This is a genomic window from Corynebacterium sp. NML140438, from assembly GCF_001875725.1.
GTDB lineage: Bacteria > Actinomycetota > Actinomycetes > Mycobacteriales > Mycobacteriaceae > Corynebacterium.
Genome location: NZ_MLCQ01000003.1, coordinates 100,624 through 118,049 on the forward strand (window position 1 = coordinate 100,624; position 17,426 = coordinate 118,049).

General features: G+C 64.1%; 18 protein-coding genes. 10 read left to right on the top strand and 8 right to left on the bottom strand.

Annotation, left to right across the window (positions count from 1 at the left end; translation table 11 throughout):
• The first annotated feature begins 16 nt into the window (after positions 1 to 16).
• Genes era through BJP08_RS00730 form a run of 3 tightly spaced genes read left to right on the top strand, consistent with a single transcriptional unit; the run spans position 17 to position 2,490 of the window.
• Positions 17 to 1,015, top strand: a complete 999-nt coding sequence (gene era / locus BJP08_RS00720) for a GTPase Era (RefSeq protein WP_083428321.1) — start codon at positions 17 to 19, stop codon at positions 1,013 to 1,015.
• Positions 1,005 to 1,742 carry a DNA repair protein RecO gene (recO, locus tag BJP08_RS00725; RefSeq protein WP_071567725.1) on the top strand — a complete coding sequence of 246 codons (738 nt, stop codon included), beginning with the start codon at positions 1,005 to 1,007 and terminating at the stop codon, positions 1,740 to 1,742. Before era ends, recO begins: the two co-directional genes overlap by 11 nt.
• Positions 1,743 to 1,749: 7 nt before the next feature.
• A complete protein-coding gene (locus tag BJP08_RS00730; RefSeq protein WP_071567727.1) occupies positions 1,750 to 2,490 on the top strand; it encodes an isoprenyl transferase in 741 nt (246 codons plus the stop codon).
• 7 nt (positions 2,491 to 2,497) lie between these two features.
• Here BJP08_RS00730 and BJP08_RS00735 read toward each other — a convergent pair whose 3' ends face one another.
• Complete coding sequence (locus tag BJP08_RS00735; RefSeq protein ID WP_071567729.1) at positions 2,498 to 2,914, bottom strand: Fur family transcriptional regulator; 417 nt, start codon at positions 2,912 to 2,914, stop codon at positions 2,498 to 2,500.
• A 114-nt stretch (positions 2,915 to 3,028) separates the two neighbouring features.
• Between BJP08_RS00735 and BJP08_RS00740 the strand changes: the two genes are divergently transcribed.
• From BJP08_RS00740 to BJP08_RS00750, 3 genes are read left to right on the top strand one after another with little or no spacing between them, the layout of a single operon-like run.
• Positions 3,029 to 4,411: a glycine--tRNA ligase gene (locus tag BJP08_RS00740; protein ID WP_071567730.1), complete on the top strand. Its 1,383-nt coding sequence runs from the start codon at positions 3,029 to 3,031 to the stop codon at positions 4,409 to 4,411.
• A 12-nt stretch (positions 4,412 to 4,423) separates the two neighbouring features.
• The gene (locus tag BJP08_RS00745) at positions 4,424 to 4,930 is read left to right on the top strand and encodes a hypothetical protein (protein ID WP_071567731.1); all 507 of its coding nucleotides are present in this window, start codon (positions 4,424 to 4,426) and stop codon (positions 4,928 to 4,930) included.
• Complete coding sequence (locus tag BJP08_RS00750; protein ID WP_071567733.1) at positions 4,930 to 5,355, top strand: hypothetical protein; 426 nt, start codon at positions 4,930 to 4,932, stop codon at positions 5,353 to 5,355. The genes BJP08_RS00745 and BJP08_RS00750 overlap by 1 nt, the downstream gene beginning before the upstream one ends.
• A gap of 25 nt (positions 5,356 to 5,380) precedes the next feature.
• Here BJP08_RS00750 and BJP08_RS00755 read toward each other — a convergent pair whose 3' ends face one another.
• Complete coding sequence (locus BJP08_RS00755) at positions 5,381 to 7,405, bottom strand: TPM domain-containing protein (protein ID WP_071567734.1); 2,025 nt, start codon at positions 7,403 to 7,405, stop codon at positions 5,381 to 5,383.
• Positions 7,406 to 7,409: 4 nt separating this feature from the next.
• On the opposite strand from BJP08_RS00755, the gene BJP08_RS00760 reads away from it, so the two are divergent.
• Positions 7,410 to 8,723, top strand: a complete 1,314-nt coding sequence (locus BJP08_RS00760) for a deoxyguanosinetriphosphate triphosphohydrolase (RefSeq protein WP_071567763.1) — start codon at positions 7,410 to 7,412, stop codon at positions 8,721 to 8,723.
• 119 nt (positions 8,724 to 8,842) lie between these two features.
• Here the strand turns inward: BJP08_RS00760 and BJP08_RS00765 are convergent, their stop codons facing one another.
• The 5 genes from BJP08_RS00765 to BJP08_RS00785 all read right to left on the bottom strand — a co-directional run bounded on the left by BJP08_RS00765 (position 8,843) and on the right by BJP08_RS00785 (position 13,432).
• Positions 8,843 to 9,784, bottom strand: a complete 942-nt coding sequence (locus tag BJP08_RS00765) for an ArsA family ATPase (RefSeq protein ID WP_177221690.1) — start codon at positions 9,782 to 9,784, stop codon at positions 8,843 to 8,845.
• Positions 9,775 to 10,038, bottom strand: coding sequence for a cory-CC-star protein (locus BJP08_RS00770; RefSeq protein WP_071567736.1), 264 nt, complete (start codon positions 10,036 to 10,038; stop codon positions 9,775 to 9,777). Before BJP08_RS00770 ends, BJP08_RS00765 begins: the two co-directional genes overlap by 10 nt.
• Positions 10,022 to 11,716, bottom strand: coding sequence for a carbon starvation protein A (locus BJP08_RS00775; RefSeq protein WP_071567737.1), 1,695 nt, complete (start codon positions 11,714 to 11,716; stop codon positions 10,022 to 10,024). Before BJP08_RS00775 ends, BJP08_RS00770 begins: the two co-directional genes overlap by 17 nt.
• Before the next feature lie 241 nt (positions 11,717 to 11,957).
• Positions 11,958 to 12,959 carry a hypothetical protein gene (locus BJP08_RS00780; protein WP_143109959.1) on the bottom strand — a complete coding sequence of 334 codons (1,002 nt, stop codon included), beginning with the start codon at positions 12,957 to 12,959 and terminating at the stop codon, positions 11,958 to 11,960.
• 77 nt (positions 12,960 to 13,036) lie between these two features.
• On the bottom strand, positions 13,037 to 13,432 hold the full coding sequence (locus BJP08_RS00785; RefSeq protein ID WP_071567740.1) for a ribonuclease domain-containing protein: 396 nt from the start codon (positions 13,430 to 13,432) through the stop codon (positions 13,037 to 13,039).
• Positions 13,433 to 13,468: 36 nt separating this feature from the next.
• Between BJP08_RS00785 and dnaG the strand changes: the two genes are divergently transcribed.
• Positions 13,469 to 15,382: a DNA primase gene (gene dnaG / locus BJP08_RS00790; protein WP_071567742.1), complete on the top strand. Its 1,914-nt coding sequence runs from the start codon at positions 13,469 to 13,471 to the stop codon at positions 15,380 to 15,382.
• On the opposite strand, the gene BJP08_RS00795 is transcribed toward dnaG, so the two are convergent.
• A complete protein-coding gene (locus BJP08_RS00795; RefSeq protein WP_071567743.1) occupies positions 15,379 to 15,978 on the bottom strand; it encodes a MazG nucleotide pyrophosphohydrolase domain-containing protein in 600 nt (199 codons plus the stop codon). The genes dnaG and BJP08_RS00795 overlap by 4 nt on opposite strands.
• Before the next feature lie 20 nt (positions 15,979 to 15,998).
• Between BJP08_RS00795 and BJP08_RS00800 the strand changes: the two genes are divergently transcribed.
• Both BJP08_RS00800 and BJP08_RS00805 read left to right on the top strand, forming a co-directional pair.
• Positions 15,999 to 16,652, top strand: coding sequence for a hypothetical protein (locus tag BJP08_RS00800; protein WP_070362104.1), 654 nt, complete (start codon positions 15,999 to 16,001; stop codon positions 16,650 to 16,652).
• A 9-nt stretch (positions 16,653 to 16,661) separates the two neighbouring features.
• Entirely contained in the window at positions 16,662 to 17,126 is a 465-nt protein-coding gene (locus BJP08_RS00805; RefSeq protein ID WP_071567744.1) for a hypothetical protein, read from the top strand.
• Positions 17,127 to 17,426: the final 300 nt, after the last annotated feature.

Genomic DNA, 17,426 nt, shown 5'->3' on the forward strand with positions numbered 1-17,426 from the left:
GGTAGACTTCTGCACCATGAGCGAAAACTTCCCGGAGTTCCCGGACCTGTCCAACGCACCAGCAGAAACAGACGCAAACGCGAGCACCACCGATTACGCGGGCTTCACGCAGACCCCGGAGGGGTTCCGTTCCGGCTTTGTGAGCTTTGTGGGCAGGCCGAATACGGGCAAGTCGACGCTGATGAACGCGTTGGTGGGGGAGAAGATCGCGATTATGGCGGATCAGCCAGAGACCACGCGTCGTCCGATTCGCGGGGTGGTGAATCGGGAAGATGCGCAGGTGATTGTGGTGGATACGCCGGGGGTGCACCGGCCGCGGACGTTGTTGGGGCAGCGGCTGAATGAGATCGTGAAGGATACGTACCAGGATGTGGACGTGATTGGGTTCACGGTGCCTGCGGATGAGAAGTTGGGGCCGGGGGATCGCTTCATTTTGGAGGAGATTCGGGCGGCGAAGCCGAAGACGCCGATTGTGGGCATCGTGACGAAGTTGGACAAGGTGCCGAAGGACGTGGTGGGGGAGCGTTTGTTGGAGATGCACGAGTACTTGGGGCAGGACGTGGAGTTGGTGCCGGTGTCTGCGAAGGACCGGGTGCAGTTGGACGTGTTGCTGGATGTGCTGGTGAGCAAGCTTCCGGAGGGGCCGCGTTTTTATCCGGTTGATCAGGTGACGGATGAGGGCGTGGAGGCTCGGATTGAGGAGTTGATCCGTGAGGAGGCGCTGAGTGGTTTGCGTGAGGAGTTGCCACACTCGGTGGCGGTGCAGATTGATGAGATGCATCCGGATCCGGAGCGCCCGGATCGGATGATGATTTATGCGGTGATGTTTTTGGAGCGTCCTGGCCAGAAGCGGATTATTGAGGGGCCTGGTGGGCGTCGTTTGAGTGGGATTGTGCACCGATCGCGGAAGCAGATTATGGAGCTTGTGGGCCAGAATGTGTACCTGGATGTGCGTTTGAAGGTGTTGAAGAACTGGCAGGAGGATCCGAAGGCGTTGGGGCGTCTTGGCTTCTAGGCGGGGCCGTGGGGCGGGGAGGCCGTCGTGGCGGGATCGTGCGTTTGTGGTGCGTACGTACGATTTTGGGGAGGCGGATCGCGTTGTTGTGTTGTTGACGCGCGATCATGGCCTGGTGCGCGGTGTGGCGAAGGGGGTGCGCAAGGCGAGGTCGCGGTTTGGGTCGCGGTTGCAGCCGTTCGTTGAGGTGGATGTGCAGGTCTACCCGGGCAGAGGCTTATCGACGATCACTAGCGCCGACACCGTCGCGTTTTACGGGCACGTGATCATTGATGACTTCGATAGGTATGCGGCGGGCTGCGCGATGTTGGAGGCTGCGGAGAAGCTGTCCTTTGACCAGGGGGATCCGGAGTTGTTTGCGCTGCTGCAGGAGGGCTTTGAGCGTTTGCAGGCGCCGACGCACCCGACCCTTGTGCTGGACGCGTTTTTGTTGAAGGCGGCGGCGCACGCGGGCTGGAAGATGAGCCTGTTTCACTGCGCGAACTGCCAGGCGCCGGGGCCACATAAGGCGTTTCATGCGGCGGCAGGTGGCGCGGTGTGCACGCTGTGTCGCCCGCCGGGGGCGATGGATGTGGACCCGGAGGTGCTGCATTCGATGTGGCTGTTGGAGCACGATCATGTGTGTTCGGAGGAGTTCGCGGAGCAGGTGCACCGGGCGACGTCTGCTCACCTGCAGTTTTATTTGGGGGCGGGGTTAACGAGTCTGCGCGTGATGAAACAGGCATAATGATGCCATGAGCAGACCGCAGATTTCCCCGGAGTTTATTCCTCGTCATATCGCGTTGGTGATGGACGGCAACGGCAGGTGGGCGCAGGAGCGCGGCATGAAGCGCACGGAGGGCCACAAGCGTGGCGAGGCGGTGCTGCTGGACTGCGTGGACGCCTGCATCGAGATGGGGACGGTGGAGTGGCTGTCGGCGTACGCGTTTTCGACGGAGAACTGGCGCCGCGCGGCCTCAGAGGTGCGGTTCATCATGGGCTTTTCGCGCGATGTGCTGCACCGACAGCGCGAGGAGCTGCACGAGAAGAACGTGCGCATTGTGTGGGCGGGTCGCCGCCCGCGCCTGTGGCGCTCGGTGCTTCGCGAGCTTGAGGCCGCCGAGGAGCTCACGCAGGACAACACGGGGCTGACGCTGGCGATGTGTATTAATTACGGTGGTCGCGCCGAAATTATCGACGGTGCCCGCCAGCTCGCCAAGGACGCTCGGGACGGCAAGATTGCGCCTGGGGATATTACGGAGAAAACGTTCGCGAAGTATATGTATCGCCCGGATATGCCGGACGTGGACCTGTTCTTGCGGCCAAGTGGGGAGAAGCGGACGTCGAACTTCCTGCTGTGGCAGTCGGCGTACGCGGAGATGGTCTACCAGGACAAGCTCTTCCCGGACTTCACCAAGGACGATATGTTCGACGCCGTCTACGAGTACGCGAAGCGTGACAGGAGGTTCGGAGGGGCCGTCGATAAGTTTGACTAGGCCCTGATTAGGCCTGGCAGTCGCGGCAGACGCCGTAGATTTCTGCCTCGTGGGCGACGAGCGTGAAGCCGTGCTCCTTGGCGGTGGCCTCAGCCCAGGACTCGACGGGGCCACCCTCGATCTCCTCGCTGGTGCCGCACTTGACGCACACGAGGTGATGGTGGTGGTGCTCAGTGAGGCAGTGCCGGTAGAGGGTTTCGCCATCTGGGCTTTGGATAACGTCGACGGCGCCGATCTCCGCGAGCCCCTGCAACGTGCGGTAGACGGTGGTAAGCCCGACTTGCTCATCGCGGGCGAGTAGCGCCGCGTGGATGTCCTTGGCGGGGCTGAACTTGTCGATGGCCTGCAGCGTATCCACGACGGCCTGGCGCTGGCGTGTCATGCGCGGGCCGAGTTTCCTGACGGGGTTCTTCGAGCTTGGCATAGTGCGTACCAGACTAGCCGACTGCGCCGATGTGGTGGGCCAGGTGCTAAGTGTCTGGGTGATTGGCTACACTAAGCGGGTAGTTTTTGCATCACCCATCTATGAGGAGTGTTCATGTCAGCCAGCAAGATCGATACCGTTGTTAACCTTTGCAAGCGCCGTGGCCTTGTGTACCCGGCCGGTGAAATTTACGGCGGTACGCGTTCTGCATGGGATTACGGCCCGCTCGGCGTCGAGCTGAAGGAAAACATTAAGCGCCAGTGGTGGAAGCACATGGTGCAGTCCCGTAAGGACACGGTCGGCGTGGATACGTCGATTATTCTGCCACGCCAGGTGTGGGAGGCGTCGGGCCACGTGGAGGTGTTCACGGACCCGCTGGTGGAGTCGCTGTACACCAACAAGCGTTACCGTGCCGACCACCTGCTGGAGGCCTACGAAGAGAAGCACGGCCACCCGCCGGTAAACGGCTTGGCTGACATCAAGGACCCCGAGACCGGCCAGCCGGGCAACTGGACTGAGCCGCGTGAGTTCTCGGGTCTGATGAAGACGTACCTTGGCCCGGTCGACGACAAGGAAGGCTTGCACTACATGCGCCCGGAGACGGCGCAGGGCATCTTCGTGAACTTCAAGAACGTGATGACGTCGGCGCGTCTGAAGCCGCCGTTCGGTATCGCGAACATCGGTAAGTCCTTCCGTAACGAGATCACGCCGGGCAACTTCATTTTCCGTACCCGTGAGTTTGAGCAGATGGAGATGGAGTTCTTCGTCAAGCCGGGTGAGGACGAAGAGTGGCACCAGTACTGGATCGATAACCGTCTGCAGTGGTACATCGACCTGGGTGTGAACCCGGACAACCTGCGCCTGTACGAGCACCCGAAGGAGAAGCTGTCGCACTACTCGAAGCGCACCGTCGACATCGAGTACGCCTACAACTTCACCGGCTCCAAGTGGGGCGAGCTCGAGGGCATCGCGAACCGCACGGATTACGACCTGCGCACGCACTCCGAGAAGTCCGGCGAGGACCTGTCCTACTTCGACCAGGCAGCAAACGAGCGCTGGACGCCGTACTGCATCGAGCCAGCTGCTGGCCTTGGTCGCGCACTGATGGCCTTCCTTGTCGACGCCTACCACGAGGAAGAGGCCCCGAACGCCAAGGGTGGCACGGATACCCGTGTGGTGCTGAAGCTGGATCGTCGCCTCGCGCCGGTGAAGGTTGCCGTGCTGCCACTGTCCAAGAAGGCCGAGCTTGCCGAGCCCGCTGAGGAGCTCGCCGCGAAGCTGCGCCAGCACTGGAACGTGGACTACGACACCTCCGGCGCGATTGGCCGTCGCTACCGTCGCCAGGACGAGACCGGTACGCCGTTCTGCGTGACCTTCGACTTCGACTCGCTCGAGGACGGCGCCGTGACCGTCCGTGAGCGCGACACGATGGAGCAGGAGCGCGTCAAGATCGACGAGCTCGAGGCATACCTGGCGACCCGCCTGATCGGCTGCTAGGAGGCACTCGCCATGCATTACGTAAGCTGGGACCGCACGCAGCGCGACGCCCCGAAGCTGTTGGCTGAGGCCGGCCCGGAGGTACTCGGCGAGTTCACGCACGAGTCCGCAACGGTGGGCGGGCAGCAGTGGGACCTACTGGTCGCCCCTGAGTCCGGCGCGGTGGCGAAGTGTAACGGTGAGACAGTGGTGGAAGCCACCGCTTCCTTGGCACGCGCGAAGGAGATCCCTGTGCACATCGGGGAGCGCTCCTACGTGCTGGTCAACGAGTGGGGCAAGAACTGGGTGGTCAACGACGCCGCCGGCGAGAAGGTCGCGCAGTTCACCCAGGACCACAACGGGGTGCGCAAAGCAATCCTCGAGTTCGAGGGCGAAACCACCCTGCCTGCCACCGACGTGGCCGGGCTGGCGTGGGTGAGCCGCGAGGTCCTGGAGGCGAAGAAGCTCGGGATTTCGAATGCGCTGATCGGCACGCTGTTGTTGTTCTCGGCAGTTATCGTGCTGGTGACGTTGCTCTAATGACCACGTTGTGGTGGCGCGGTGCGGCGCTCGAAGGAACCGATGCGGCGGTGGCAACCGTGGAGGGCGCCACGATCACCGCGGACGGCCACCGCATCACGATGGTGTCGACGTCCCCCGCGTCCCTGCGCGGGGTCGACGAGCTCGGCCAGCGCTATCTGCTGCGCAAGACCAGCCTGACCGTGGCGCGCTACACCGCCGAATGCGGCGGCAGGCCATACACGGTGCGCAGGACCCGGGGGCGTCGCCGCGACATTATCGACGCCCGCGGCACCACCGTCGCAACGACAAACGGCCACCTCAACGGTGAGTTGGAGGTGACCGTTCTAGGGGACTGCGCCTCCGAGGCGCTCGTGGGGGATCTGTTGTTTATAACGTGGGCGCTCACGTACGTGGATACGCCCACGCGTAGGCTGCGCTACTAGGGCAGTTCGCGCGGTTAGGGCGAGGCTAGAAGGTACCGCCGCGGGTGGTCATCCCGCCGCCACCCCCGCCACCGGAGAAGCCGCCGCCTCCACCGAAGCCGCCACCCCCGAAGCCGCCCCCGCGGTTGCCGCCGCCGGACAGGATCGAGCCCCACAGCACGGCCTGCGCCATGGAGTTCGCAGTATCGCGGGCTTGGGCGCGGCGGTACTGATCCAAGTCGTCCTTGGCGGCCTGGATCGCGCGGCGCGCGGTGGTGGTCGCCTGGCGGGCGTACTCGATTGCCTCGCGGGTGTTGCTGGTGCGACGCTGTTGGGCTTCCGCGTACTCGCGCTGCGCCTGGGCCAGCAGGGTGCGTGGCTGCGAGCTGATAATCCTGCCGCGGGAACGAATCATGTCCTCGGCGGACTGGATCTGGGTGGTCGCCACCTGCATCTGCTGGTCGAACATGGTCAGCGCCCGCGACTGGTCGTGGGCGGCGCCCTCGGCGCGTTCGATCTCGGCGTCGAGCTGGGCGTCCACGTCGCTCAAGTCGGCGTACAGGCTCAGTGGGTCGGTGGTGTCGCGGTCGCCGATGTTGGCGATGGCATCGCGGGCGGTCGCGGAAACCCGATCGAGGGCAGCCACGTCGATGTCGGCGCCCTGCGCGCGTGCACTCTTGAGCTGCGTAATCTGCTCGATCTCGTCGCGGATTTCCTGGATCAGCGAGGAGAGGTTCTCCTTCGCCGTGCGGATGTTCGCGTCGGCGTGCTCGATGGCGGACAAGTTGTGGTCGGAAAGTTCGACGGCGCGGGTGGCGGCGGAGAGGACGTCGAGAAGCGGGCCTTGCTCACCGGCCGGGCGCGCGGCAAGACCGCGGGACTTGTCCAACTGCGCCTCGGCCTCGTCGAGAGACTCGGCGGCGAGCTCCACGTTGCCGTCGATGGAGTGCAGCATCTGGGCGGGGTACTGCTCCCGCAGCGCCACCAGCTGCTGCTTCGCAGGCTCCAGCCGCGAGCGCAGATCCACGGTGCGCTGCATGACCTTCTCGATCTCCTCCGGCGCGCGCATTAGCACACCGCGCATCGAGTTGAACTCCTCCGTCTTCGCGCGCAGCGACGCCTCGGCGGTGCGGGCAGACGTAATGATGTCGATGAGCATGGCGCGGCGCTCCGGCTCGGTCTCCGGGATGGCGTCGTGCAGCGCCTGCTGGGTGCGAAACGCGCGCTGCAGGGCAGTGGTCGCCGAGTTCATCGCGGCGGTAAACGGGCGCACGCGGTCTGCGCCGAACTCAGAGGTGGCCAAGCGCAGCTCCTCCTGGCCCTGCTGTACTGACTCATCGGCAGCGACGAGCGCCTCCTGCGCCACCGCGTCCAGGGTGGTGGTAGGCAGGCGGTTCAGTGAATCCGCATCGCCGGGTGCAAGCTCGCGTGCCGACGCCACCTGGGCCTCCCGGTGCTGCTTATTCTTTCGGCGTGACACAGCCCAGTACCCGCCACCGGCAACCGCGGCGAGCCCGGCACCGCCGGCAATCAGGCCAGTTGCCTCGCCGCCGCCTGAGCCCGAACCCGTGCCACCCGAACCAGCACTAGCGCTGCCGGCCGCCTCAACCGCGGCCAGCGCGGCACCCGCCCAGTCAGACTGCACCAACCTCGCGTACGCCGCCTGGTCAATCGCGTCCGCCTCCGCTGACGACCACTGCTCGCCAGTAGTCACGCTGTAGGCGCGCTCATTCGGCGAAATCGCGATGACGGCCGTATTCGGCCCGTTGGCCCGCACCGCATCCTCCGTCCACTCCGACGGCGGTGTGCCCGCAAAAGAATCCAGGAACACCACCCGCACCGAACGGCCCTTCTGCGCGCTGACCTGAGCGATAGCGTCCTCAACCTGGGAAATTTCCCCAGCGGTCAGGACGCCGGCTTCGTCGGTGACTGGCGTCGTCAATAAGCTGGGCTGAAGTGCCTGCACAGACACGGACGGCGCTGCAGCCTGCGCCACCGGGGCGACGGCCAGCAACGCGCCCCCAACGAACAACGGGGCAGCAGCCAAGAGACGGTAGTTGCGCTTAGTCATGCCAATGAGGGTAGTCGCTCACACAGAAACGTGCCGGAACCGTTTACGCTCAGAAGGCGTGTACACCTATAACGCCGCAGACGTCGAACGCCGCGCCCCCGAAGCCCCCAAAGGGGCCCAAACCGCGCCCCACGCAGACACCCGCGACGCCTTCGCCCGCGACCGCGCCCGCGTCCTCCACTCCGCGGCGCTACGACGCCTCGCCGACAAAACCCAAGTCGTCGGCCCCCGCGACGGCGACACACCACGCACACGCCTCACCCACTCGCTGGAAGTCGCGCAGATCGCGCGTGGCATCGGCACCGGACTCGGCCTCCACCCCGACCTATGCGAAATGGCCGGCCTCACCCACGACATCGGCCACCCGCCCTACGGCCACAACGGCGAAAACGCCCTCAACGAAGCCGCCCCCTGCGGCTTCGAAGGCAACGCGCAAACCCTGCGCATCCTCGCGCGCCTCGAACCAAAAATAATTATCGACGCCACCACCTACGGCCTCAACCTCACCCGCGCCAGCCTCGACGCCGCCACCAAATACCCGTGGACCCGCACCAACCCCGACGGCACAGTCAACCGCAAATACTCCGCCTACGACGAAGACGCCGACATACTCGCCTGGGCACGCGCCGGACACACCGATTCGCGCCCACCCATGGAAGCCCAAGTCATGGACTTTTCCGACGACATCGCCTACTCCGTCCACGACGTCGAGGACGGCATCGTCTCCTCGCGCGTGTCACTGCAGGTCCTTTGGGACTTCGTCGAGCTCGCCGCCCTCGCCGAGAAAGGTGCCGCCGCGTTTGGCGGCACCGCCGACTCCCTCATCGACGCCGCCGACCGCCTCCGCGCCTTGCCAGCCATCGCCGCAGCCGCCGACTTCGACTTCACTCTCCAGTCCTGGACCCAACTCAAAGCGCTGACCTCGGAGCTGGTGGGCCGTTACGTCGGTGGGGTCACGCAGGCCACGCTCACCGACGAAGCAAACAACGTGCTGGGCAGACAGCACGGCAACCTCGTGGTCCCGCCTGACGTGGAGGCAGAGGTCCGTCTTCTCAAGACCGTCGCCGTGCTCTATGTGATGGACGAGCCCGCGCACCTCGCTCGCCAGGACCGGCAACGCGACCGCATCTTCCACGTCCACGAGTACCTGCGCGCCGGCGCGCCGGGCACCCTGGACACGATGTTCCAGCAGTGGTTCGAGGCCGCCGAGACAGATCTGGAGCGCGAGCGCGTCATCGTGGACCAGATCGCTTCGATGACGGAGTCGCGCCTCGAGCGCACCGCGAAGAAGGCCGCCGCATTCGACGGCTTCTACTAGAGGTATGCCTCGCGAGATTATTCGGGAAATCGTGAACAAAAGTGCAGTTTTTGTGACTCAGCACACAAGCAAATCTGTTCACAAAATCCCGACTCAACTTGAGAGCAGTACTCCCACCATCACGAGGAGAGGAATCCAGCGATCTGCTCGAGCGCATCCCGCGTGCCAATTTCGCCAGGAAGCCACGGAAGCTCAAGGATCGGCACTGGCAGGTCCAGTAGCTCCAGCGCTCGCGCTTCCACCTCGCGCCGTCCCGCCAAAAATGAGCCGGCCTCATCTGGCGTGCGGCGGTTCACCACGGCCCCGCCGACGTGCACGCCGTGGGAGGTGAGCTCCTCGTAGAACTCCATCGACTCCATGACCGGCAGGCGTTCGGCGGTCAGCACGATGTGGAAGACGCACTGGGCGGGATCGGTGAGCACGGCGCGGAGGTGCTCGAACTTGCGGCGGCGCTTCAGCAGCGTGGAGCGGATCTGCTGGTTGCGGCGGTCGACGGGGGAGCCGCTGTTCCCGGAAGTGCCGCCCATCCCTCGGATGAGTTCGCTGAACTTGTCGGACTTGTCGCGCCGGGCCAAGAGGCCGTCGGTGTAGGCGGCCATGACCTCGGGGAGCGCCATGAGGCGGGAGGTGTGGCCGGAGGGGGCGGTGTCGAAGATGATGTGGTCGTAGTCGCCGCGGTCGGCGACAAGGTCGGCGATGCGCTCGAGGAGTGCGGCCTCGTGCATGCCGGGGGAGTGCCGCGACATCTCCAGGTGGCGGTCCACTTCGCGGTGGAGTCGCTCGGGCATCATGGCGCGCATTGATTCGCCGACCGCTCGCAGGTGCTGTGACGTAATGGTTGCCGGGTCGAGCTCGATGGCGTGGAGGTTCGGTTCGAGGGCGATGGGGGCGTCGTCAAGCGTGGTGCCCCAAATGTGCCCGAGGTTGTGCGCGGGGTCCGTCGAGACCAACAGGACGCGGCCGCCGCGCGCGGCGAGGCGCACGGCCGTGGCGGCGGAGATCGTCGTCTTGCCGACGCCACCTTTCCCGCCGAAGAACATGACTGGGGCGTCTAGCAACATGAGATCCCATCGAGTGGTGAGCGCTCCATGCCCATGCGGGTGTGCCAGGCGTGGAAGTCGTCGTACAGCAGGGGCAGGAGTTCGAGCGTGTAGTAGCTGGCGGGGTTGGGGATGCCGAGCATTTCGGAGGCGACTAGCAGGGTGAACAGGTCGTCCTCCTCGCGCGCGGCGCGGGCGAATTCGCGCCGGTAGGGAGCCTGGTAGAACTCGTTGAGGCCCGCGCCGAGCGCGGCCAACCTACTGCGCAGGCTCATGGGCTGGGGTGTCCTCCCACTGCATGGCTGGCTCGCGGCGCGCCTTGTTGATCGCGGTGATCGCCTCGACGGTGACCCAGATCGCGCAGATAATAATGACGACGTCGATCACCAGCAGCAGCCAGTTGCCCGCAGCGTACAGGGTGCGCAGCTGCAGCACCGCCGCCCACAGCGACATCAGCGTGACGAACGCCAGCGGGATCAGCAACGGCAGGGTCGGGCGGCGCAGCTTCGTCAGGATGACCACCAGGACTGCCAGGGTCAGCCCGGCCATCAGCTGGTTCGTAGTACCGAACAGCGGCCAAATGATCATGCCGCCGGAGCCGTCCAGGCCCGTCGAGAAGGTCAAGCCAAGCGCAGCGCCAACCGCGATGAGCGTAGCCACCAGGCCGGAGAGCTTGACACCCATAATCTGGCCGATCTCGCCGACGACCATGCGCTGCAGACGCACACCAGAGTCCATTGTGGTAGCCGCGAAGAGGACTGCCATGGTGGCCAGGATGGTGGCCGACAGGGACGTCGGGATACCCAGGCCCTGGTTCATCAGGGAGCCGCCGCCCTCTACGAAGGCGTTGACGCCGCCGGCGTTCCACTCGTTGTACACGTTCTCCCAGTCTGCGACGGTCTTGTAGCCACCGGTCGTCGCCACAATCGTGCCGAGCGCCAGCAGGCCCTCACCAACCGCGCCGAAGTACCCAACGAAGCGCGCGTCCGTCTCCTTGTCCAACTGCTTGGCCGACGTACCTGAAGCAACAATGCCGTGGAAGCCAGACACCGCACCACACGCAATTGTCACGAAGAGCAGCGGGAAGATGCTCGGCGTACCCTCCGGTACAGACTCATTCAGCGTCGGCGCTACAACCTCCGGACGCACGATGAAGAACGAAGCGTACAGAATAATCAGGCCAACGAACAGTTGCAGACCATTGATGTAATCACGCGGCTGTAGCAGCACCCACACCGGCAGCATCGACGCGATGAAGGCGTACACGAACAGCAAAATAATCCAGATGCCACGGTCTGGAATGCCCATCACGGTTTCCGGTAGTGCGAGCGGCACGCGGTCGCCAAGCACCATCAGCGCGTACAGCGCCACGACGCCAACCACCGACACCAGCGGCAGATTCCACTTCAAACGGTAAATCGCCTGACCAATCAGCACGGCGACCAGGATCGCGCCCCACGTCGGAATCACCGCTGATGGCGTCGCGATCAGCAGGTTCGAAATCACCACCGCGAACGCAGTATTCACCATCAGCAGCAGCAGGAAAATTACCACGAGGAAGAGGTTGCGCCCCCGCGCGCCGATGTAGCGCCCCGACAACGTGCCAATCGACTGGCCCCTATGCCTTTGCGACGCCCACAACGCCCCCAAGTCGTGCATCCCAGCAAAGAAAACGGTACCGAGGGTCACCCACAAGAACGCCGGGAGCCAACCCCAAATCACAGCGACCGCCGGGCCGATAATCGGCGCGGCACCCGCCACGGAGGTGAAGTGGTGGCCCCACAGCACGTACTTGTTAGTGGGGACGTAGTCCACACCGTCCTCCATGGTGTGCGCCGGGGTCTCGTAGCTTTCCGATAGCTTATAGACCCGCTGCGCGAGGAACTTTGAGTACAGCAGGTACCCAGTAACCAGCATCGCCAGTCCGAGGAGTACCAGGAAGAGCGAGTTCATGCGGTCGCCTCTCTTTCCGTGTTTTGAGTCACAACTTCGGAAAGTATGCCACAACTCACAGCGTATTTCTAGGGTTTTATAAAGTTCGCGTTGTCAGGCCCGCGGGGGTTGGGATATGTCTTGAAAAATTCGCTTAGAGAAATCGTGAACAGAATTGCGCATTTTGTGACTCCACACACAAGCAATTCTGTTCACAAATTCCCGACTCCGCTCGAGATCACACATGCCACCCCCCAAAAAATCACCACGCGGGAAGAAAGCCTTCGGGCCGCTCATCGTCGGGGAATCGGGTCAATTGCGCGATGAAGGCTTCAATGCTCGTGTCGCAAACGAGGTCGTCAGCGTATTGCAGTGGCTCGCGCGGTCCCCGGCAGATGTCGCAATGTGGACGGCCGCGGTAGGTGGCGCGCACGGTGTCGGCGATGAAGTTCATCGTGCCCTGCAGGTCGCGGTGGAGTGCCTCCACGGGGATGCGCAATGTGCGGACCCAGCTGGTTTCGGTTGGGGCGCAGTGGTCGTCGAAAAGTGGGGCGTCGGTGAGCGCGAGGGCGAAGTGGGTGCCGTACATGACGCGGTGTGGCTGGATGTGCCAGTAGTGCGCGGGGAGTGCAGGGTGCGAGATGAGCGCGGTGGCGAGGTAGCTGAGCTCGGGCGCGATTGGGTGGTGGGTGGCGTGTTCCCAGCAGAGTTGGAGGGCGTTGCGGTCGCGTTGGCGGGGCAGGGCCCAGATGGCTTTGGTGAGGGTGTCGTCGTGGTCGCCAACGTGTTTGAGGTGGTTGAGGACGGGGTAGAGCTGCGCGCGCGGTTCCCATTTGAAGATGCCCGCGATGGTTTCGGGCAGGGGTGCGACGCGTACTCCCGCGATGGTGTCGGTGGTGTGGAGGGTTTGGCGTCGATAGTGGAGGCCGGGGCGCCATTTGCTGCGGGTGATGGAGGTGCCGTTGGGCAGCGCTACTTCGGTGAGTTCGGGCTGGCGGCCGAGGTGCGGCACGGGGAGGCGGTGGAGGCGCGCGGCGGTGCGACCAACGATGACGGCTTTGCGGTTTTCGCGGCCGTGGACGAGGGCCCGCACGATGCGGCGGGTGTCGGGGTCAAGCGTGCCCCACCACCGCTTTTCGACGGCCCCATACCTCCCAATCCGCAACATGCTGCCGTCGGCAACGGCCTGTTTGTGCCGTTGTGCTTGTGCTGTGCGTCCCCGAAGACTGTGAATGTGTGCGCGAAGCGCTGCGAATTCCCCCATGTGCGGTGAGTGTAGCAATTCTGTTCACAAATTCCCGACTCCGCTCGAGGCGACACCTTCTCCTCGAGCCTAGGAAGCTACCGCGGTTGGACTTCGCAGAAGGATTCGTAGTGGTTGTCGGTGTAGTACCACTCGTCGACGACGCCGTCGGCGCCGCCGCCGGTGACGATGCGCCGCAGGCCCCGGTGGTGCACGCCCGGCGTATCTACGGTGTATTCGCGGTAGTAGCCGAGCGGTTCCTCTGGAAGGGTGCCTTCGTAGTTGCCGAAGCGCGAATCGTCCTCTGGGTGCCGGTAGGGCCCGCCGGATTCGATGAGGTCGATGGTCTCCCAGGCCTCTGCGGGGAGGTTGGGGCAGGAGGCGGGGTCCTCCGACGTGGCGCCCTTGTCATTGTCGGGCAGGAACGTGTTGAGGAGGAGCGCCGCGGCGACAACGACGGCGCCGACGGCGGTGTTCTTCGATCTTCGGCTCACGCTGAGTCATTGTGGCACAGGCGCTACGATGTGCGTATGGCTAGGGGCAGAATTCCGGATAGTGACATTGAGGCTATTCGTGAGCGCGCGGCGATCGAGGACATCGTTGGCGAGTATGTGCAGCTGAAACCGGCTGGGTACGACTCGCTGAAGGGCTTGAGCCCGTTTAAGGACGAGAAGACGCCGTCGTTCCACGTGCGTCCAGCGCGCGGCTACTACCACTGCTTTTCGACGGGTAAGGGCGGGGATGTTTTTTCGTTCCTGATGGAGATGGAGCAGATGTCCTTCCCGGAGGCGGTGGAGGCGGTTGCTCAGGAGATTGGCTACCACATCAATTACCAGGGTGGGACGACTGGTGGGCGTGATGTGAAGCCGGGGACTCGTGCGCGCTTGTTGGCGGCGAATAAGGCGGCGCACGAGTTTTACCGTGAGCAGTTGGAGACCCCGGAGGCGGAGGTCGGTAGGAATTTCTTGCTGGAGCGAGGGTTTTCGAAGGAGCTGATTTATCACTTCGAGTGCGGGTACGCCCCGGATGGTTGGGACACGTTGACGAAGCACTTGCTTCGCAAGGGTTTCGACGCCCAGGAGCTCCAGGACGCCGGAATTTCGAGTATGGGGCGTCGCGGGCCGATTGATAAGTTTCGGCGTCGCCTGATTTGGCCGATTAAGGATGTGGCCGGCAACGTGATCGGGTTCGGGGCGCGCAAGCTTTTCGATGATGACCCGATGGGTAAGTACATGAACACCGCGGACACGATGTTGTATCACAAGTCGAAGGTGCTGTTCGGGCTGGATTTGGCGAAGAAGCACATTGCCACGGATCACCAGACGGTGGTGGTGGAGGGCTACACGGACGTGATGGCGATGCACGCCGCTGGGGTGAAGACGGCGGTGGCGTCGTGTGGTACGGCGTTCGGGAAGGACCACATGGCGGTGATTCGCCGCCTCATGTTGGACGACAACTATTTCCGCGGCGAGCTGATTTACACGTTCGACGGCGACGAAGCCGGTCAGAAGGCGGCGATGCGCGCGTTCCAGGGGGATCAGCAGTTTTCGGGGCAGTCGTTTGTGGCGGTCGCCCCCGACGGCCTGGACCCTTGTGACTTGCGCCTTGAGCGAGGGGATTCTGCGTTGCGGGACTTGGTGGCGTCGAGAATCCCGATTTTTGAGTTCGTGATCGAGTCCCTGCTGAAGGACTACTCGCTGGACACGGCGGAGGGACGCCTGCAGGCGTTGCGACGCACCGTTCCCGTCGTCGCCGGGATCAGCGACAAGGTGCTGCAGACGGAGTACGCGCGCAGGCTCGCCGGCTGGGTGGGCTGGCCGAACCCGGATGAGGTGCTCCAGCAGGTTCGCGAGGAAGCCCGTCGGCCGAAGCAGCAGCAGCGTACCTGGCAGAAACCGCAGCGCAGTCAGCAGCAGGCCGCGCCGGGTCAGCCGCCCGCGTTGGTGCCGCCGAACCCGCAGGATCCGCTGTTGTGGCCGCAGCGCGAGGCGCTCAAGATTGCGTTGCAGTACCCGGAGAAGGCCGGCAGTTACTTTGAGGGCATTTCGCCGGAGGCGTTTACGAACCCGGCGTATCGGCAGGTGCGTGACGCGATCGAGAAGGCTGGCGGGGTGACGGGCGCGCATGTGGGACCGCAGTTTTTGGCGAAGGTGGCGCAGGAGATGCTGGACCTGGTGGGCCGCAATTTCGTCTCCGAGTTGGCGGTGGAGCCGATGCACCCGGACGACATTGACCGTTACGTGGATTCTGTGCTCTCACGCCTGCAGGAGACCCGCGTGGGGGATCAGATTGCGCTGTTGAAGGCGCAGCTGCAGCGCATGCGCCCCTCTGACGACGAGGCAGCCTACAACGCGCTGTTTTCCGACTTGGTGGCGTTGGAGCAGGCGCGCCGCGAGCTCAACGACCGAGCCCTGCGCGGTGGGGCGTACGGGCCGCAAAGCTAGTTGCCCTTAGCTTTGGCCTCCTGCCACAGCCGGTCCTGGGTTTCGGCGTCGACGGGGCCGGAGCTGCCGTCGAAAAGGTAGGGGGAGCGCGCCTTCATCTTGTCGACGAACCCCTGCGCCACCCCCGCGAACCCGAATGCGCCGCGCTCTGCTGCGATTTCGGCGTGGAAGAGGACCTGGAGCAGGACGTCGGAAAGTTCTTTGCGCAGGGCTTCGTCGCCTTCGTTGTCGGTGATGGCGGCGGCGAGCTCCTCGGTTTCCTCGTGGAGGTAGGGCAGCAGCGTTTCGTGCGTCATGGAGCGCTCCCACTGCCCGCGCGTGCGTGCCGCGTGCATGACGGATACTGCCTGGTGGACGGGGTCCTCGAGCGAGGGCACCCGTTCGACGTGCTCACCCTTCGCGATGCGCTCCCGCACCACCTCGTCGTCCTCGTTCGTGGTGAGGAGCCAGGGGGAGGGGCCATCGGGGGCGTCGGCAAGGTCCCACCGCACGGAGACGGGCACTTCCATGGTGAACTCCACTGGTCCGCGGATGCGCTGCGCTACCGAAACGGGCAGCATGTCGGGCCAACGAGGGTCAAGCACGAGGATGGTCATAGTGTGTAACAATAGTCCGCATGACAAACCAGATTGCAGAAGCCATCAAGGCCGTTTCCCCAACCGCGGAAGCCGTCGCGCAAGAAACCGTCAGCTTTTCCCCGATCCGCTGGAAGACCGGCTGGCCGCACAACCTGCGCCGCGTCCCACCCTTCCGTGACGACGCCACCGCGACGCTGACCCGCCGCGAAGTCTTCGCCTTCGCACAGGATGTGGTGGATTCCGAGTTCGCCCGCGACCAGATCATCGACTTTTTGGGCGCGTCCTTCGCGTTCCAGGGCGGCAAGAATGCGCAGGCGCAGCTGAAGCTGCAGCAGTTCCTGCGCAACAAGGGCAAGGCGAACGCACTGCTGCAGGCGCTGCGTAAGGTCGGCTCCGGGGAGCTCACGCCCGTCCAGCAGTACGAGGCCGTCGTGGCTACCGGCCTGCCTGCGAAGTTCGCGTCGGGCCTGATCTATTTCCTGGCCGGCCCACAGGAAGCTGCCGACGAGAAGCCGCTCATCATCTGCTCCAACCGTGCGAAGGGCGCTGGCCTGGACGTAACCAGCGACTGGTCCGCCGACGAGTATGGCACCTACCTCGCAGCCATCAAGGCCGGGCGCGACGAGCACGCCCCCGACTTGCCACTCGACGCGGTAGAATTCGCGTTACGTGAGCACGCCCGCCAAGGATAGGAGACCATCATGAAGGCGCGTACAACGGTTCTTGCTGGACTTACACTGAGCTGCGTGGCGCTAGCCGGGTGTTCGACAGGGAAGTCGACGGACCTGGGCTTCGCAGCCGCCGCGCAGGAGGGCGCACCGTTTACGGTGTCGCAGGTTGTCGGCGAGCAGGCCGAGCGCGCCTATCTCTTCTGTCCGTACACGGACAAGGCACAGGCTGAGGCCCTGGGCTTCGACCCCGACGATGTCTACAGCATCAACGACAACTCGCAGCGCTGGGAGACCTGGAGCGGCATTGGCGTCATCTTCAACGACGATCGCACACCCGCCATCGAGTGGTTCGACCCCTCAATTATCGACGCCTGCCCCAGCGCCACCACCGGCGATGAGCTCGATGTGAACGCCCCGATTACCCCCACCGTCGAGCCCGTCGAGTTCGCAGGCGACGAAGGCCCCACCGACGTGATCAAGTTGGTGGTGGAGTAGGAGCTTGCAGTTTGGTCTGAGTCCGGGAACTATTTTGGGTTTCAGGCCCGCTCCCGTCGACCTACCGAAGCGTTTCCCCAGGTCGCGCAGATGGCCAACGAAAATAGTTCTGAACTGCTCCCCAGAAGTTGGACTGTGAAAACCAGTACCACCCTCACACAAGGAGCAGTGCGCATGAGACCAGGAAGCAAGCTGACCGAAGAGCAGCGTGAACAGGCAGTGCAATTATTTGAACAAGGCATGGGCAGCTATATCACTGCCCGTAGCCTTGGTGTTTCGCAAAGCGCGATCCAGTCGCTG

What these genes read in the sequence shown, in the direction of transcription:
- era (WP_083428321.1), top strand. Translation starts at nt 17, where the DNA reads ATGAGCGAAAACTTCCCGGAGTTCCCGGACCTGTCCAACGCACCAGCA.
- BJP08_RS00730 (WP_071567727.1), top strand. Translation starts at nt 1,750, where the DNA reads ATGAGCAGACCGCAGATTTCCCCGGAGTTTATTCCTCGTCATATCGCG.
- BJP08_RS00735 (WP_071567729.1), bottom strand. Translation starts at nt 2,914, where the DNA reads ATGCCAAGCTCGAAGAACCCCGTCAGGAAACTCGGCCCGCGCATGACA.
- BJP08_RS00740 (WP_071567730.1), top strand. Translation starts at nt 3,029, where the DNA reads ATGTCAGCCAGCAAGATCGATACCGTTGTTAACCTTTGCAAGCGCCGT.
- BJP08_RS00745 (WP_071567731.1), top strand. Translation starts at nt 4,424, where the DNA reads ATGCATTACGTAAGCTGGGACCGCACGCAGCGCGACGCCCCGAAGCTG.
- BJP08_RS00750 (WP_071567733.1), top strand. Translation starts at nt 4,930, where the DNA reads ATGACCACGTTGTGGTGGCGCGGTGCGGCGCTCGAAGGAACCGATGCG.
- BJP08_RS00755 (WP_071567734.1), bottom strand. Translation starts at nt 7,405, where the DNA reads ATGACTAAGCGCAACTACCGTCTCTTGGCTGCTGCCCCGTTGTTCGTT.
- BJP08_RS00760 (WP_071567763.1), top strand. Translation starts at nt 7,410, where the DNA reads ATGAGGGTAGTCGCTCACACAGAAACGTGCCGGAACCGTTTACGCTCA.
- BJP08_RS00765 (WP_177221690.1), bottom strand. Translation starts at nt 9,784, where the DNA reads ATGTTGCTAGACGCCCCAGTCATGTTCTTCGGCGGGAAAGGTGGCGTC.
- BJP08_RS00770 (WP_071567736.1), bottom strand. Translation starts at nt 10,038, where the DNA reads ATGAGCCTGCGCAGTAGGTTGGCCGCGCTCGGCGCGGGCCTCAACGAG.
- BJP08_RS00775 (WP_071567737.1), bottom strand. Translation starts at nt 11,716, where the DNA reads ATGAACTCGCTCTTCCTGGTACTCCTCGGACTGGCGATGCTGGTTACT.
- BJP08_RS00780 (WP_143109959.1), bottom strand. Translation starts at nt 12,959, where the DNA reads ATGGGGGAATTCGCAGCGCTTCGCGCACACATTCACAGTCTTCGGGGA.
- dnaG (WP_071567742.1), top strand. Translation starts at nt 13,469, where the DNA reads ATGGCTAGGGGCAGAATTCCGGATAGTGACATTGAGGCTATTCGTGAG.
- BJP08_RS00795 (WP_071567743.1), bottom strand. Translation starts at nt 15,978, where the DNA reads ATGACCATCCTCGTGCTTGACCCTCGTTGGCCCGACATGCTGCCCGTT.
- BJP08_RS00800 (WP_070362104.1), top strand. Translation starts at nt 15,999, where the DNA reads ATGACAAACCAGATTGCAGAAGCCATCAAGGCCGTTTCCCCAACCGCG.
- BJP08_RS00805 (WP_071567744.1), top strand. Translation starts at nt 16,662, where the DNA reads ATGAAGGCGCGTACAACGGTTCTTGCTGGACTTACACTGAGCTGCGTG.